The sequence below is a fragment of the uncultured Reyranella sp. genome (genome assembly GCF_945957355.1).
GTDB lineage: Bacteria > Pseudomonadota > Alphaproteobacteria > Reyranellales > Reyranellaceae > Reyranella.
The window spans coordinates 80,413-94,499 of sequence record NZ_CAMFKM010000001.1; the positions used below are offsets into that span (position 1 = coordinate 80,413).

Here is a 14,087-nt window from a genome sequence, read left to right on the forward strand (position 1 = left end):
ACAGTCCCCTCAGACGCCGAGCCGGCCCGGGATGCGCAGGTGGCGACGCACCACCTCGACGAAGAGCGGGTCGCGCTTGGCCGCCCAGACGGCCAGCCCGTGACCGATGAGCCAGATCAGCAGACCGGCGACCCACAGTCGCAGTCCCAGGCTGATCGCCGCCGCCAGTGTGCCGTTGAGGATCGCGATCGAGCGCGGCGCACCGCCCAGCAGAATCGGCTCGGTCAGAGCGCGGTGGAGCGGCACCACGAAGCCGGGAACGGGTTCGGTCATTAGACCAAGACCCCCCCGCCAAAGGAGAAGAAGGAGAGGAAGAAACTCGAGGCGGCAAAGGCGATCGAGATGCCGAACACGATCTGGATCAGGCGCCGAAATCCACCGGAGCTGTCGCCGAACGCCAGGGTGAGACCGGTGACGATGATGATGATTACCGCGACGATCTTGGCGACCGGCCCTTCGACCGATTGCAGGACCTGCTGCAACGGCTGCTCCCATGGCATGCTGGAGCCCGCCGCATAGGCTGCCGAAGAGTAGATCACCATGCTCAACAACGAGATCGCGACCGGTCCTACGGCACGACGGATGACTAGGCGATTCATTGGCGTTCTCCTGCAGGTGAAAGGGCGTAGTCCGAGCTGGCGCCGAGGCCCTCGACGCGGGCGAGTTCCGTCAGCCGACGGGCACTCCCGCGACCCGACAGCACGGCGATGATGTCGATCGTCTCTGCAATCAGGGCGCGGGGCACCGTGACGACGGCTTCCTGGATAAGCTGCTCGAGACGCCGCAACGCCCCGATCGCCGATCCGGCGTGGATGGTGCCGATGCCGCCGGGATGGCCGGTGCCCCAGGCCTTCAGAAGGTCGAGCGCCTCGGCGCCTCGGACCTCGCCGATCGGGATGCGGTCGGGCCGCAGCCGCAGGGACGAACGCACCAGTTCGGACAACGACGCCACGCCGTCCTTCGTACGCAAGGCGACGAGGTTGGCGGCGCGGCATTGCAGTTCGCGGGTGTCCTCGATCAGCACCACCCGATCGGTCGTTTTTGCCACCTCGGCCAGGAGCGCGTTGGCGAGCGTCGTCTTGCCGGTCGAAGTGCCACCGGCCACGAGAATGTTGCGGCGGTCGGCAACGGCCCGTCGGAGTGCCTCGGCCTCGCCCATCGTCATGGTGCCCGCCCCGGCGTAATCGTCGAGGGTGAAGACTGCGACCGCGGGCTTGCGGATCGCGAAGGTGGGCGCCGCGACAACGGGCGGCAGCAGCCCCTCGAACCGCTCACCCGTCTCGGGCAACTCGGCCGATACGCGCGGACTGGCGGGATGAACCTCGGCGCCGACATGGTGGGCGACCAGCCGCACGATGCGCTCACCTTCGGCGGCTGCCAGTCTCTCCTGCGTCTCGGCCAGGCCGGTCGACAGCCGGTCGATCCAGAGCCGACCGTCGGGGTTGAGCATCACCTCGACGACGGACGGGTCTTCGAGCCAGGTTGCGATCGCGGGTCCGAGCGCGGTGCGGAGCATCCGCGCGCCCCGAGAAATGACCTCTGCCTGAAAGGAATGAATCGTCATCGTCACCCCGGGATGCAGGGCCGCAAGCAGCGGCCATGGAACGGGGTCGATTAGAAGAAGCAGCAACAGGCTCGACGCAACAACAACCGATGGATCGTAGTGATCTGGCGTAGAAAGGCGTGCGAATGAGCGGGATCGCTAAACAGGCTCCTTGGGCGAGTCGCGTTCCGCGCCCTCGTCTGGCCCGATGTCCCGCGAGATCTCATCCGAGAGCGTCCGTCCCTTCGCCAGGCGCCGGCCCAGAGCATCGACGAAACCTTCGTAGCGTTCGCGGCCCTTGGCTTGCGCGGCCTGCTGTGCGCCGTCAGGCAAAGACGGCGTGGTGGTCAGCCAAAAGCGCACGAAGAGCGCCAGCGCCTCGTTCGAGATCGTGACATTGCGCTCCAGACGCTCGACCTGTCGAACGAGCCGGTCCAAGCGACGGCCGAGCGCTCCCTCCAGCCTTTCGGACGCATCCGGCGACAGGAACGAGGCGAGTGCGGTCTCCACGATATGGGCCTGCGGCACGCGTTTGCGCAACGCATAGTCGGCAAGCTTCAGCCCCAGATCGGGCGGCAGACGAAACGTATGCTTGGTGCGCATCTATCGACTCACAGGTCAATTCCATCGCCAGGATCCATCGTGGCCTGGCGGGCGAGCCCCCGAGCCGTCGCGCGCAATCGGCGGGCTCGCACCGCATCTTCGTCGGCTTCCTCCTCGGCAAACTCGAACTCGGGCGAAGGCGTGACGGGCTCGGGCGCGATGTCTTCATGCTCGGCAAGCTCCGGCTCCCGACGAATGCCGCCATTAGCGGGATCGTCGACGGGCTGCCCTTCCTGAAGACCGCCGGTTCCCTCTCCGCGTGCCGCCTGAACTGCGGGAACAGCCTTGGCACTCCAATCATCCGGCGTGACGGCGCAATCTCCCAGCCGTTCTGGTTCTGGCGGTGGCAGCAGTCGTTCCGTGAGCTGCCGGTCCTCGTAGTACCGCGCCTTCCTGGCCCGGATCGGCGGGCACCCGGAAACCAGGACCAACTCGTCGCTCGCCGGTAGCTGCATGACTTCTCCGGGCGTCAACAACGGCCGTGCCGTCTCCTGCCGAGAAACCATGAGATGGCCAAGCCACGGACTCAGCCGGTGGCCGGCATAGTTCCTCGCATCGCGAATCTCGGTCGCCGTGCCGAGCGCGTCCGAGACGCGCTTCGCGGTTCGCTCGTCGTTGGTGGCGAAGCACACACGGACATGACAGTTGTCGAGGATGGCGTTGTTAGGACCGTAAGCCTTCTCGATCTGATTGAGGGACTGGGCGATGAGAAAGCTCTTCAATCCATAACCGGCCATGAAAGCCAGTGCCGACTCGAAGAAGTCCAGGCGCCCGAGAGCAGGAAACTCGTCGAGCATGAGCAGCAACCTGTGCCGCCGCCCCTTGGCGTGCAGCTCTTCGGTCAGCCGGCGGCCGATCTGGTTCAAGACCAGGCGCACCAGCGGTTTGGTCCGGCTGATGTCGGACGGCGGCACCACGAGGTAAAGGGTCGTCGGTCGCTCGTTCTCGACGAGATCGCGAATGCGCCAGTCGCAACGACGGGTCACCTGAGCCACAACGGGGTCGCGGTACAGGCCGAGGAAGGACATCGCGGTCGAGAGCACGCCCGAGCGCTCATTCTCGCTCTTGTTCAGCAGTTCCCGGGCGGCCGACGCGATGACCGGATGGACACCCGCCTCGCCGAGGTGCGCTGTGGTCATCATCGCCCGGAGCGTCGTCTCGATCGGCCGTTTCGGGTCTGACAGGAAGGCGGCTACGCCCGCCAGCGTCTTATCTTCTCCCGCATACAGGACATGCAGGATGGCGCCGACCAACAGGGCGTGACTGGTCTTTTCCCAATGGTTCCGTCGCTCCAGGGCGCCTTCGGGATCTACCAGCACGTCGGCGATGTTCTGGACGTCGCGGACTTCCCATTCGCCGCGCCGAACCTCGAGCAGCGGATTGTAAGCGGCGGACGCCGCATTGGTCGGATCAAACAGCAGCACGCGGCCATGCCGCGACCGGAAACCTGAGGTCAATTCCCAATTCTCTCCCTTAATGTCATGAACGATCGAGCTGCCCGGCCAGGTCAGCAAGGTCGGCACGACCAAACCGACGCCCTTTCCGCTTCGCGTCGGCGCAAAGCAGAGAACGTGTTCCGGTCCTTCGTGCCGCAGGTAGTCGGCGCCGAGCTTACCCAGCACCACGCCGTCGGGACCCATCAAGCCTGCATGGCGAGCCTCGACTGCAGTCGCCCAACGAGCTGAACCGTAAGTCGCCACGTTCTTCGCTTCACGCGCGCGCCAGACCGACATGCCGATCGCGACTCCGATCGAGATGAAGCCGCCTGAGGCCGCGATACAGGCGCCCTCCACGAAGATCGCGGGGGCATAGGCGTCGAAGGCGTACCACCACCAGAAGAAGGTCGGAGGAAAGTAGATCGGGACATGGGCGAGTTCGAACCAGGGTGGCCCGAGCTGGGGTTGGTAACCCAGCCGCCAGGCCGTCCATTGCGTTGACGCCCATACAGTTACGAGCACGATTGCGAAAACGAGGGTGATCTGCCCCCACAGGATCTTCGTCGCAGACATGACGAGGAGATCAAGCGGTCACTTGCCATCGGTTCAATGCCGGCGACATGCAGAGCGCTTATGCGGCGGCCCTGGCGTGCAAATTGGCGGAGTGCCCTGCCACGCGCTTCCTCTTCGAGCTACAGCCCAAGTCCTCGGCGTCGTCCAAGCGACCAGCTGACATCACCGCCGGGCAGGGCCACCCCTGTCACCAGGCGGCCGACATGCTGTTCGAGCGCGGGCCGCCACGGAACCAGGCTGAAGCCGAGCCCGTCGTCGATCATGGCGAACCGTCCACTCGAAAGCTGCGTGGATCCGACCAGCGTCCCGGCAACAGGGTTCCCCGCAATGGCGGGCTGCCATTCCCGCCCCCGATCGGCGGCGAGCGCGCGGCCGACGCGCTCGACATCACGAACCTCAAGTCGCTGCATCACGACGCGAGAAATCCGGATCCGCCCGTCGCCGACTTCCGTGGCATACCCCTTGTCAGCCAGCCATCGCCGACGCCTGGCCAGCGCGGCCGTCACTTCCCGGCCAAATCCGTCGTCTGCCAGAACGGTGCGCTGACGAGCGTCCAACTCTCGGTCGAGCCACGTCGCGCCATCATGGCCGACTTGCTGGTCGAGCCCCAACGTCGAGAGGACGGTCACCCGACCGGCCGCGCGGTCCAGCGCGCGGTCATATGCCTGCCCGCGCTCGGCCAAGTCGGCGGGAATGCGCCAGTGGTCGGCATCGATCCGCTCGACATGGCCGGCCCGTCGCAGCGCCTCCAGGCGCCGGACATGGGACCGGACGTAGGCCGCAGGATCGCCGCCCAAGCGTTCGACGGTGCCGACAGCCTGCTCCAGATGGGCGGCCGGCCTGTAGATCCCCTCCTCTCCGGCAATGGCCACGATATTGCGGTCCGATGCGCGCGGTCCCGTCTCGGCGGCACCAGCCGTCACGATCATGCCGCGCTGAATATTCTCCACTGCGGCAGGATCCATCTCGAGATGATGGACTTGCCCGTCCACGCCGTCGACGACGAGCCCCACGCGCTCGCCCATCTCGTCGCCCGCCAGCCCCTTGTCGAGCACCCGACCAACGATCGGTGCGGTCATCTCCTCGCGATGGAGGACATAGCCTGCGATTGAGCGGGCGTGCGCCAACCCTTCGCGGTCCAGTGCCCGATGCATGGCCTTGATGATGTCGCCACGCTCTCCCAGCTCCCGCAAGACGGGTTCGGCCCTGGGCGATACTGTCCACCGGCCTGGCTCCACCTCGGTGGCCAAGCCCATGCGCTCCAGCTTGCGCGCCCGCCGAATCAGCAGCGCCCGATTTTGTCGCAGGCTTTCGAGCATGTCCTGGTCTGGCCTCAGGTCGGTAAACTCGTTTCGGCTCCGCTGCTCGGCGAGCAGCATGCGGTCGAGGCGTGTGAAGCGGTCGCCATCCACCTCACTCTCCAAGCCGCGCGAAACTTCGTGCTCGGTCTGACGGCCGAGCTCCCGGGTTACGATGTCGCTAGCCCGCTCGCGGATGCCATAGGCGATGTAATCGCCAGCGATGTTGAGAGTCTTGTCATCGTCGGTCACTCCTCGAACGATGATGTGAGTATGAGGATGGCCGGTGTTGTGGTGATCGACCGCAATCCAGTCGAGGCTGGTACAAAGGTCGGCCTCCATCTGCTTAATGAGTTCGCGGGTGGTCGCGCGATGGTCAGAGAGCTCGACACCCTCCTCCGTCGACACGATAAAGCGAAACTGGTGGCGGTCTTCCCGGCCCCGCTCCACAAATGCACGACCATCCTCAACGTCCTGGCTGGCCGAGTAGACTTGACCCTTCTCACCGTCCCTTGTCACGCCATCGCGCTGCAAATAGCGAAGATGCGCGTCGATGGCTTTGCCACTGACGAACTGCCGCCCTCGGGTGGCACCGGACTGGGGATTGAGCTTCACGACCCGAGCCTTGATCGCGACCCGCCGTGACCGTGTGCGGACGCCACCGTCGTGGCTCCAGGGTTTCCGGTTCTTCAGCGCCGCAGCCACCGAGGCCCCGCGCCCGCGTTCGTTGAACCGGCCGCCGCCCTTCCCAGCCTCGCCCAGTCGAGAGGGATTGCCGCCAGCCCGTCGAATAGCCTGCTGAATTTGCCCGTTGAAATTAGACGCACGGCCACCTTGGCTCCCGGCGCGGCGTCTCCCGGTCCGCGCGTCGCCGCGATCCTGGATCCTTCCGGGCCGGAGACGGAAATCGTCGTCATCACGCGACATGGCATAACGATTGGCAGCAAAACGCAGCGCCGCAAGCGTCAGAACGCGGGGCTCGCTTCATGGCGTAGAAAAGGTATCTCCGGCGTAGCAATGGAAGGGGCTGTCCCAGAAGCGATGGCGCTCGGAGCATTGAATACAAAGAGAAAACTGTTTTAAGAGACGCATGTCTGTCGCGAAGAGCCAGCGCAGCGGTCTCAAAAAACAACGTGCAGACAAGCCTCTAGGAGCGCAGCGACGGCAGCGGGGCCACCCGCTTTATCTTGCCGTCCATGATCTGGGGTCCCTGAGCCGATGACTTCATGAAGAATTCACGAGCACAGCTGAAGGATCCAACCGTCTGCTCTCCGCATCACGGCAGAAGCACTGCGTTTTCATTGCGGACAAACAAGCTGTCGGGCCGTGCTTTAAACCGCGATAAGCTCTCGGCAGACCGGCCGCCTGATGGCCGCTCAGTTGTCGTCTTGGGCACTGACGGCGTGGCCGCAGAATTATCCTGATCCCGCGTCACGAACAGCGGCGCTTCCGGCCAGGGAACGAAGCGACGGCTGGTGGCGACAGTGTCATCGGCCTGCCGCTCTCCAATCAGCGGCGCAAGAGTGGCCACGTAAAGTTGCGTCTCGTACGGCAATGGTCGGCCTGTGGCCAAGTGGTCGTCGTAACGCCCGGGACCTGCATTGTAAGCGGCCAGAAAACCCGGCGAGCCGTAGCGCTCATGAAGCTCACGCAAGTAGGCCGCTCCAGCAAGGATGTTGTCGTGCGGGTCATAAGGATTGTCACCGAGATCATATCGGATACGCAAACCAGCCCAGGTTTCGGGCATGACCTGCATCAAGCCCATCGCGCCTTGGGATGACAGAGCCAGCACGTCACCACCGCTTTCGATCACCATCACCGCTCCGATCCAGGATGCCGGTACGTCAAACCGCTGGGCCGCTTCGCGCACGAAGCTTGCATAGGGACCAGTGTCCGATGAGGTCTTTCGCAACATCGTGGTGGCAGATTGAGCGAGCGCCGTGTTACCGGATGATACGAGGATTGCGATAATAGGAATCGCGGCCATCGATACGATGGCCCGGATGGCCTTGTGAAAGGTCTTGGCCGAGACGGAGGAAGGGTCGCGACGTCCCACGTACGATCGGGCGGGCACTTCAGGCCGGCACAACTTCATGATCATTCCTCCTTTGTCCAAACTGGATGAGCGCGACCGGTGACGGCAGATCGCGGCAGGAGGCCGAAATACCGCCCGTCCAGCGAGTCCGCCGATCGCGAGTTCATCAGGAAGAGTGCGTCCTCGGCGACGACGCGGCAGCCCTGCCAGACCGGCAAAGATCGCCCACTGCGATCACGCTCGCGCGCCATTCCGACAGCAACCTTATCGACGGTGACGACGAGGCCATCTCGACACACGGTCTGGCCGGGAAGCGCCAGCACATGTTTCAGCATGGGAACGCCGCGCGGCAGGTAGTTGCCGGCCGCAAGGAAGGTGGCGAGCGGCTCCGGCGGCACTACGGCTACCAGCTCAGAGATATATCTCCCGTCAGTGGTTTCGAGTAGGTAAAGCCCCACGGGAACACTGGCCGACGCATTCCACACAATCATGCGATGCAGCTGCAAGAAGGCCGGCGCCACCAGGCTGACGACACCCAACGCAATCAGCGAAACGCACACGTGGCGCTTCATGGCTCGAGTCTCTGCCGGAGCAGCCAGGCCTTATGGCGTGCCATCGTGTAGGGCCTCAACGCGTCCCCGACCGCCAGACGACTGTGGACATGGCGCCAGTAATCTGGTGCCGCGTCCGCGGGATCGACGCCCAGCCCTTCGACGATGTCGATCATCTGCAACACATGCTTCACCTTCGCCCAGCCGGAAGCGCGCAACAGGATGTCTGCACCCGGCCGGACGTAGGGTATGGTTGCGCAGGCTTCGCTTGAGCGCACGGCGCGCAGGATATCGATACGCGAAGCGATCGTTCCGTAGTCGTTGGCGGCCCAGCGCACGAAGCCGAAGGTGCTACCGGGCGCAAAATAGAGGACCCGCCGCCGTCGATCGAGGATCTGTTCGTCTGCGGGCCGGCCGAAGCGTATCCATCGTTCGATCTGCTTCTCGAGCCACAACAATTCGACTTGCGTGAGATCGGTCATGCGCGACCTCGTGGCCGGATCGGACCCGCGTGCTTTGGTCTTTCCCTTCCCGGCGAGACTGCTATGCCCAGCAGTGGACAAGTCTGGCACGTTAGACAGATTCCGAAGGAATCTGGGTTAGGGAAGTTAAGGACGCACCAAGCCGTTGAGTGCCAAAGAGAATCTCGCGATTCTGGTCCCCGATAGCACGAGGATCGGGTCCCTGATGGCACGATGGTCCACGTCCCCAAAAGCACGAGCCGAGTCACAGCTTGTCCCCAGAAGGACCCACCGGCCGCTGGATGAACGGGACGCGCGGGATGGCCACGAACTCAAGCCGCTCGGCGCCGCAGAAGCCGCGCTCGATGCAAAGCCGATAGCCGGGCAGTGCCTGTCGGCGGACGATCTCGCGCATATCATAGGAGAAGTGCTTGAGCGGGGAGAGGCTGCCGGACTTGGCGTGGAGATGCGAAAAATCGAAGCTCCACCCATCAGCCTGACGGCCGCCGTGCTTGCGGACGATTCGATATAGCCAGCGCTCCAGACCGCCCGTCAGATCGAAGTACGCACGGTCAATCGTGAGCACAAGCGCGTCGTCCAGAACGCCGGCATAGAACCAGTCCGGGATGATAAGTTCGAGGCCGAGCGGACGACCGTGGCTGTCCGAAGTCTCCTTCCATTCGTTGATCCAGGAGAAGCGATGGCGCCGCCGCTCTGCAGGTTGACGGATGGAAGTCAGCACGGTGGTGGACTGGAGACGGTCGAAGGCCGCCTTCAGTCGATCGTAGTCACGTGCACCAGTGCCACGGCCAACGAACGTCAAGATCTCGTACGGTGTGGCAGCCATCAGACGCGAGGTCTTCAAGCCGGCGTCCCTCGCCTCGACGATCTGCGAGGCCGCCCAGATCAGCACATCGGCGTCCCAGATGGTCGCCATGCCGTGATCTGGCACGGCCTCCACCCGTATGGCGACCGTGCGGGTGCGGTAGTCGATCGGCCGCACACGCTTGGATTTAGCGAGTGAGAAGAACGGGTAGGCCATGAGGTCTTGGGCGTCACGCGGTGCGAGATCGCCGGGCAACGCCCTGAACAGCTCGAGCTGGTCTCGCTCGCTGATGCGCTTGTGCTTGAAGGTCACGTTGGCCTCCGCTCAGCGACGAACTCGAGGCGCATTGGCATGCTGGTTCATGTGCGGCTTTGCAGGCAGCACGGTCCCGGTGCCGGGATCTGAGGTCGACGTCTTGGCGCCGCGATCAGCCCAGGCCTTGAGGTCCTCGACGGCGTACACGACACGCCCCCCGATCTTCCGGTAGGTCGGACCTGTGCCGTAGGTTCGGTGTTTCTCAAGGGTGCGTCCGGAGAGACTGAGAAAACGTGCAGCTTCCGGCGTTCGCAAAAAGCGCGGCGGCAGGCCGGCGGCAGGATCGGGCATGCGGATGGCTCCGTGGTTGTGACGAGAGCCGTCGAGAGGCGACGGCGTAACGACGGTCACGGTGGCGGAGATTCGCGGGCCGGGAGGATGACGAACTGGCCCCTGAGGTTGACGATACCCCCTGCCCTGGTGTCGGGAGAGGCTAGCGACTGGCGCGCAGCAGCTTTCGATAGCCGCCGTCCATCATGGCCACGGCATCAGCGACCAATCGGATCGTCTGACCCCTGACCGATGAGGTCTTCCAAGGAAATCGCCCTACCGCTTCCGGGCCATAGAGCGCCCTTGCCACCTCGCGATAACTTGCACCCTCCAGGTGACCGTCCAACGCACGGATCATGGTTAGAAGCCGTCTGCGGAGACGCGCTGTGAGCTGCCAAGCGGACGGAAGCGGGCCTGCCGAGTGGCCATCGAGCCGGCGCTTAAGGCGGAGCAAACCGGCGAGGCGAAGGAGAACGGTCTCATCCAGGGGGACGAGCGCCGCCATTGGCAGTGCTGGGCGCTCACTCTCGAGCCACAAGGAATGTGGGCCATCGGCATCATTCACAATGCAGCGTCGCTCTCCGCGGCGCTGTAGATCTGTCGATGGCGGCAAGCCGTCAAGTGCTTCGAAGCGGTAAGCGGCCTCGAAACCCTTGGGTGCGGGAACGAGCAGCACGGCATGGGGAAGCAGCTCAGGCCGCCATAGAATCCGCGCGGCAGTCGCATCGAGTGAAGGGGCGCAGGCGAAAGGAAAGCCCCCAGTTACCTCCCACTGTCTCCGGGCTCAATTCTGACTCTTCCGGATCTTCATCGATCCGTTCGTACTCTTCCCGGTAGGCCGGATTGCGTCGCAGGAATTCCCATGCGAACCCGGCACGATCGAGATCCTTCAACGCTTCGACATAGTCGGGCGACCTCCAATCGGGTCTCTTGGACATCAAAGACTCCGTTACGCGAACTCAGGGCTAACGGGCCCAAGCCTTTCATGCGACCAAGGGTTGTTGAAGAGCCCGAGCGCCGAACGCGCGATGTCGTGCGAAGACGCCCCCAAGCGGGTATCTAAAAGTCCTTTCTTGGTTGCCTGCCGGTCAGTTGCGCGATGCGCGCAAGAGATCACGGAAGCCCTTCTCGGTCATCCACTGAGCCCGGGACAAATGAGTGTCGTAGACCAAGCGTGCGCGGTCGGGTTCCAACGTCGGGTCAAGCTGGAAGACAATACGCACGACTTCTCGCCAGTCTGCGGCCTCGGCCGCAGCGTCCAGCAAACGTAGATACGTCGCGAAGTGCCGCTCGTCGTACGGCGTGACCACGTCACTTTCAGGAGGGCAGTCGTCGAAAGGAGGCGTCGTCATCTCAGGAATCGCAGCGAGGGAAGAACATTCGTCGGAACTCCAACCACCGCATAGTCACAGCCCAACGCCCATTGGCGATGCAAGCAACGCATCACCTCCATCAACTTTCATGCTCACCAAGCGCATCGTGAAGATCATTGCGGCCTGATCTGCATAAAAGCATAGAGACATCGTCGCGCCAGCAAATTTGGCCGCGTATTATAGTACGTAGCGCCAGAATACGCGATTGCCTCCTATCCTGCGGATGGACATTCGCAAGGTGTTCGGCGCCAACGTCCGTGTCTATCGACTGGCAGCAGGCCTCAGCCAGGAGGCGATCGCCGCTCGCATGGGTGTGGACCGGGCCTACGTCAGTGCGATCGAGCGTGGGCTGCAGAACGTCACTCTCCTGACGATCTTGCAAGTGGCAGAGTCCTTGAACGTTCGTCCGGCTGACCTGCTCGTGGAGCCGGTGCAAAAATCACGGTCGTGACCGCAAGGGATCGTAACCGTCAGGCGAAGACACCCTTCCCTCGCTTCAGCTGAAGGGTGGCTTCGTGCGGCCGCCTCCCTCCCAATCGGCCGCATAGAGCCCGGTCCGGCGAAGCCGGATGCGCCCAATTCCTTCAGTCCTTGAAGACGAACGAAAGAACGATCGATAGCTGACAAGCGCTATCCCATGGCAAGCCTTCTGGCCTTCCAGAAGTCACGGCCGCCCGAGCAAAGAAAAGCCCCGCCCGGTGCTTCGGGCGGGGCTCTGGAAGCTTGGGCTTACTCGCCGTTCTTCTTGCGGCTGCGCGACCAGATCAGGCTGAAGCCCTCGCCGTCCTCGTCGTCGAACAGGTTGGCAAAGATCGGGGCGTTGAAGCTCGGATCGTCGAGCTTGAGCGAGAGGTAGTCGCGGCCCTCGTTGGAGCGCTTCGACCAAGCGGCCCCGATCTCGGCCCGGCCGACAAACACCCGGTGGCTGGGGGCGTTGTCGTTGCTGCGGTTGGCCTCGGGGACGATGCGCACGCCCCTTGCCTGAACACTGAGCGTGACGATCTCGCCCTGGTACTCGTTGCCGGACTTCTTGAAGGTACCGATGTTGGCCATGTGACTTCTCCTGTGCTGTTTCGAGCCCCGCGACCATCGCGGCCTCGATGGCGATCTGCAGGCCGGAGGCGAGCGACGCCGCACCCGTTCACGGGCCGGAGCAGAGCGGAGGATGGCGGCGGGGCGACTTTCTTGCCTCGCGAGGAATGGGCGAAGCCCAGGGGAAGAAAGTCGAACCGCCGCCGTTGCGGCTCAGGCGATCGAGGCGCAGCCGTCCTCTGGCCAGATCAGCCAAAGAGAGGCCGTGGGTCGCGCGCCGAACAGCATCCTCGGGAGAAGTCGTGGTCAACCTGAGGCCCTGCGCAAGAGGACTGGCACGCCGGGCGAAGAGGCGGCAGCCATAGCGTAGAAAAAGGGCGGCATCGTCTCAGCCCAAGCGGTCATCGACAGCGCGGCTCGCTCTACCTTGTCGGCTTGCCAGAGGAACGGGGCCTCGAAGTGGTCATAGAGGGATGCGTACGCCTGTCGCGTCGAGGCAAGCGTTCGTTGCCACGATCTTTGCCAACCTGTTCGATGTGGGGAGACGAAAAGGCATCAGCGACCCTGGTTGTGCAACCGCGCCTCCGCAGACGAGTAAGCGCTCCCGGCGCCCCGCCCGTCCGGCGGCGCGGCCAACAGCGCCAGACGCGAGAAGGCCGTGCAGCCGGAGACAACGGCGCCGACCACGGCGAATGCCGTCTGCCATGCATTGCCGGGCATGCCAATGCCCGCCAAGGCAAACGACACCTGATAGCCAGCGATTGCAGCGGGAACGCCATAGAGCGTACCGAAGATGGCGCGGATGAGTGGCGTGCGCGTGCCCGCAAAGGCGAATTGTCCAAGCGTCAAGGTCGCGCCGCCCACCAGCAATCCGACGGTGACCGTACCGGTGACGCCCGCCTCGTTGTGAAACGCCGCCAATCCCGCAGAGAGTCCGGCGAAGGTGGGGAGCGCATAGATGGCCAGCATAAACAGCAACCGGCAAAAAAAGCCAAGGCCGACGATGCTGAGAACGATGCCGACAGCAAACATGGTGGATCTCCATGACAAGGGTCGAACGGTCGCGCCTTCCACCACCACCATGGCGCCGCCGCATCTTATCAGGATTGAAAGTGGCCGAAGAGAGACTTTGGGTTGCAAATGAGAGACGCTACGCTTCGATGACTTCGAGGAACCGCATTCCAGCTCAAGGGGGAAGGATGGCGAGGCTCCGCCACAAGACCGACCTGCCGGTCTCCAAGATCCGCCGCTATCTGGAGCCAGGCCCGATCGTGCTGGTCACATCGGCGCATGGCGCCGAACGCAACATCATGACGATGGGGTGGCACACCGTGATGGAGTTCACGCCGTCCCTCATTGGCTGCGTGATCGCCGGCGGCAATCACAGCTTCGAACTGATCCGGCGCAGCAAGGAATGCGTCATCAACCTTCCGACCACGGCGCTCATCGATCAGGTCGTCGGTATCGGCAACACGTCAGGGGCGCAGATCGACAAGTTCGAGAAGTTCAACCTCACGCCCGCGCAGGCTGAGTATGTGAAAGCGCCCCTGATCGCCGAATGCCACGCTAGCTTCGAATGCCGGCTGGCGGACAGCCGCCTGATCTCGAAGTACAACTTCTTCATCTTCGAGGTCGTGAAGGCGCATGTCGCGGCATCGCCGAAGCATCCCGAGACGCTTCATTACACCGGTGACGGCGTGTTCGTGATCGCCGGCAAGGTCATCAGCCGACGATCGCAGTTTAGACCGGGCATGCTGTGAGAGCCGGCGAC

The 14,087-nt window shown here is 63.7% G+C and carries 19 protein-coding genes; 3 read left to right on the top strand and 16 right to left on the bottom strand.

Translation table 11 applies throughout. The annotated features are described in order from the left end of the window. Positions 1-9: 9 nt before the first annotated feature. From Q0Q48_RS00375 to Q0Q48_RS28660, 12 genes are all read right to left on the bottom strand, one after another. Positions 10-273, bottom strand: a complete 264-nt coding sequence (locus Q0Q48_RS00375) for a VirB3 family type IV secretion system protein (RefSeq protein WP_068191554.1) — start codon at positions 271-273, stop codon at positions 10-12. After that, positions 273-599, bottom strand: coding sequence for a TrbC/VirB2 family protein (locus Q0Q48_RS00380; RefSeq protein ID WP_068191552.1), 327 nt, complete (start codon positions 597-599; stop codon positions 273-275). Before Q0Q48_RS00380 ends, Q0Q48_RS00375 begins: the two co-directional genes overlap by 1 nt. Next, complete coding sequence (gene trbB / locus Q0Q48_RS00385; protein ID WP_068191550.1) at positions 596-1,564, bottom strand: P-type conjugative transfer ATPase TrbB; 969 nt, start codon at positions 1,562-1,564, stop codon at positions 596-598. The genes Q0Q48_RS00380 and trbB overlap by 4 nt, the downstream gene beginning before the upstream one ends. A gap of 138 nt (positions 1,565-1,702) precedes the next feature. Next, a complete protein-coding gene (locus Q0Q48_RS00390; RefSeq protein ID WP_068191548.1) occupies positions 1,703-2,146 on the bottom strand; it encodes a CopG family transcriptional regulator in 444 nt (147 codons plus the stop codon). Positions 2,147-2,154: 8 nt separating this feature from the next. Next, on the bottom strand, positions 2,155-4,155 hold the full coding sequence (locus Q0Q48_RS00395; protein ID WP_295132161.1) for a conjugal transfer protein TraG: 2,001 nt from the start codon (positions 4,153-4,155) through the stop codon (positions 2,155-2,157). A gap of 119 nt (positions 4,156-4,274) precedes the next feature. Further along, positions 4,275-6,380, bottom strand: coding sequence for a DUF3363 domain-containing protein (locus Q0Q48_RS00400; RefSeq protein ID WP_068191889.1), 2,106 nt, complete (start codon positions 6,378-6,380; stop codon positions 4,275-4,277). Positions 6,381-6,729: 349 nt separating this feature from the next. Next, positions 6,730-7,554 carry a lytic transglycosylase domain-containing protein gene (locus tag Q0Q48_RS00405; RefSeq protein WP_295132164.1) on the bottom strand — a complete coding sequence of 275 codons (825 nt, stop codon included), beginning with the start codon at positions 7,552-7,554 and terminating at the stop codon, positions 6,730-6,732. Beyond that, a complete protein-coding gene (locus Q0Q48_RS00410) occupies positions 7,551-8,060 on the bottom strand; it encodes a S26 family signal peptidase (RefSeq protein ID WP_068190781.1) in 510 nt (169 codons plus the stop codon). The genes Q0Q48_RS00405 and Q0Q48_RS00410 overlap by 4 nt, the downstream gene beginning before the upstream one ends. Next, positions 8,057-8,521, bottom strand: coding sequence for a DUF2840 domain-containing protein (locus tag Q0Q48_RS00415; RefSeq protein WP_068190779.1), 465 nt, complete (start codon positions 8,519-8,521; stop codon positions 8,057-8,059). The genes Q0Q48_RS00410 and Q0Q48_RS00415 overlap by 4 nt, the downstream gene beginning before the upstream one ends. Before the next feature lie 244 nt (positions 8,522-8,765). Then, the gene (locus tag Q0Q48_RS00420) at positions 8,766-9,638 is read right to left on the bottom strand and encodes a replication initiator protein A (RefSeq protein ID WP_295132170.1); all 873 of its coding nucleotides are present in this window, start codon (positions 9,636-9,638) and stop codon (positions 8,766-8,768) included. A gap of 12 nt (positions 9,639-9,650) precedes the next feature. Then, positions 9,651-9,932 carry a helix-turn-helix domain-containing protein gene (locus Q0Q48_RS00425; protein WP_082752226.1) on the bottom strand — a complete coding sequence of 94 codons (282 nt, stop codon included), beginning with the start codon at positions 9,930-9,932 and terminating at the stop codon, positions 9,651-9,653. Between the two features lie 142 nt (positions 9,933-10,074). Beyond that, positions 10,075-10,416: a DUF2285 domain-containing protein gene (locus tag Q0Q48_RS28660; RefSeq protein WP_366915255.1), complete on the bottom strand. Its 342-nt coding sequence runs from the start codon at positions 10,414-10,416 to the stop codon at positions 10,075-10,077. Here Q0Q48_RS28660 and Q0Q48_RS00430 point away from each other — a divergent pair. After that, a complete protein-coding gene (locus Q0Q48_RS00430) occupies positions 10,333-10,506 on the top strand; it encodes a hypothetical protein (protein WP_295132177.1) in 174 nt (57 codons plus the stop codon). The two genes, Q0Q48_RS28660 and Q0Q48_RS00430, sit on opposite strands and share 84 nt — an antisense overlap. Before the next feature lie 97 nt (positions 10,507-10,603). On the opposite strand, the gene Q0Q48_RS00435 is transcribed toward Q0Q48_RS00430, so the two are convergent. After that, on the bottom strand, positions 10,604-10,849 hold the full coding sequence (locus Q0Q48_RS00435; protein WP_295132180.1) for a DUF6499 domain-containing protein: 246 nt from the start codon (positions 10,847-10,849) through the stop codon (positions 10,604-10,606). Between the two features lie 150 nt (positions 10,850-10,999). After that, complete coding sequence (locus tag Q0Q48_RS00440) at positions 11,000-11,263, bottom strand: DUF2285 domain-containing protein (RefSeq protein WP_295132184.1); 264 nt, start codon at positions 11,261-11,263, stop codon at positions 11,000-11,002. Between the two features lie 244 nt (positions 11,264-11,507). Between Q0Q48_RS00440 and Q0Q48_RS00445 the strand changes: the two genes are divergently transcribed. Continuing rightward, entirely contained in the window at positions 11,508-11,735 is a 228-nt protein-coding gene (locus tag Q0Q48_RS00445; protein ID WP_295132187.1) for a helix-turn-helix transcriptional regulator, read from the top strand. 278 nt (positions 11,736-12,013) lie between these two features. On the opposite strand, the gene Q0Q48_RS00450 is transcribed toward Q0Q48_RS00445, so the two are convergent. Together Q0Q48_RS00450 and Q0Q48_RS00455 are read right to left on the bottom strand one after the other, a co-directional pair. Beyond that, positions 12,014-12,337, bottom strand: coding sequence for a DUF736 domain-containing protein (locus Q0Q48_RS00450; protein ID WP_230551796.1), 324 nt, complete (start codon positions 12,335-12,337; stop codon positions 12,014-12,016). A 534-nt stretch (positions 12,338-12,871) separates the two neighbouring features. Then, on the bottom strand, positions 12,872-13,348 hold the full coding sequence (locus Q0Q48_RS00455; protein WP_295132194.1) for a hypothetical protein: 477 nt from the start codon (positions 13,346-13,348) through the stop codon (positions 12,872-12,874). Positions 13,349-13,515: 167 nt separating this feature from the next. Here Q0Q48_RS00455 and Q0Q48_RS00460 point away from each other — a divergent pair, with 167 nt between their 5' ends. After that, on the top strand, positions 13,516-14,076 hold the full coding sequence (locus Q0Q48_RS00460; protein WP_295132197.1) for a flavin reductase family protein: 561 nt from the start codon (positions 13,516-13,518) through the stop codon (positions 14,074-14,076). Positions 14,077-14,087: the final 11 nt, after the last annotated feature.

Coding starts and splice junctions, on each gene's coding strand:
- Q0Q48_RS00445 (WP_295132187.1), top strand. CDS start 11,508: ATGGACATTCGCAAGGTGTTCGGCGCCAACGTCCGTGTCTATCGACTG.
- Q0Q48_RS00400 (WP_068191889.1), bottom strand. CDS start 6,380: ATGTCGCGTGATGACGACGATTTCCGTCTCCGGCCCGGAAGGATCCAG.
- Q0Q48_RS00425 (WP_082752226.1), bottom strand. CDS start 9,932: ATGCCCGATCCTGCCGCCGGCCTGCCGCCGCGCTTTTTGCGAACGCCG.
- Q0Q48_RS00435 (WP_295132180.1), bottom strand. CDS start 10,849: ATGTCCAAGAGACCCGATTGGAGGTCGCCCGACTATGTCGAAGCGTTG.
- Q0Q48_RS00440 (WP_295132184.1), bottom strand. CDS start 11,263: ATGACGACGCCTCCTTTCGACGACTGCCCTCCTGAAAGTGACGTGGTC.
- Q0Q48_RS00450 (WP_230551796.1), bottom strand. CDS start 12,337: ATGGCCAACATCGGTACCTTCAAGAAGTCCGGCAACGAGTACCAGGGC.
- Q0Q48_RS00395 (WP_295132161.1), bottom strand. CDS start 4,155: ATGTCTGCGACGAAGATCCTGTGGGGGCAGATCACCCTCGTTTTCGCA.
- Q0Q48_RS00380 (WP_068191552.1), bottom strand. CDS start 599: ATGAATCGCCTAGTCATCCGTCGTGCCGTAGGACCGGTCGCGATCTCG.
- Q0Q48_RS00410 (WP_068190781.1), bottom strand. CDS start 8,060: ATGAAGCGCCACGTGTGCGTTTCGCTGATTGCGTTGGGTGTCGTCAGC.
- Q0Q48_RS00405 (WP_295132164.1), bottom strand. CDS start 7,554: ATGATCATGAAGTTGTGCCGGCCTGAAGTGCCCGCCCGATCGTACGTG.
- Q0Q48_RS00460 (WP_295132197.1), top strand. CDS start 13,516: ATGGCGAGGCTCCGCCACAAGACCGACCTGCCGGTCTCCAAGATCCGC.
- Q0Q48_RS28660 (WP_366915255.1), bottom strand. CDS start 10,416: ATGGCGGCGCTCGTCCCCCTGGATGAGACCGTTCTCCTTCGCCTCGCC.
- Q0Q48_RS00415 (WP_068190779.1), bottom strand. CDS start 8,521: ATGACCGATCTCACGCAAGTCGAATTGTTGTGGCTCGAGAAGCAGATC.
- Q0Q48_RS00390 (WP_068191548.1), bottom strand. CDS start 2,146: ATGCGCACCAAGCATACGTTTCGTCTGCCGCCCGATCTGGGGCTGAAG.
- trbB (WP_068191550.1), bottom strand. CDS start 1,564: ATGACGATTCATTCCTTTCAGGCAGAGGTCATTTCTCGGGGCGCGCGG.
- Q0Q48_RS00455 (WP_295132194.1), bottom strand. CDS start 13,348: ATGTTTGCTGTCGGCATCGTTCTCAGCATCGTCGGCCTTGGCTTTTTT.
- Q0Q48_RS00375 (WP_068191554.1), bottom strand. CDS start 273: ATGACCGAACCCGTTCCCGGCTTCGTGGTGCCGCTCCACCGCGCTCTG.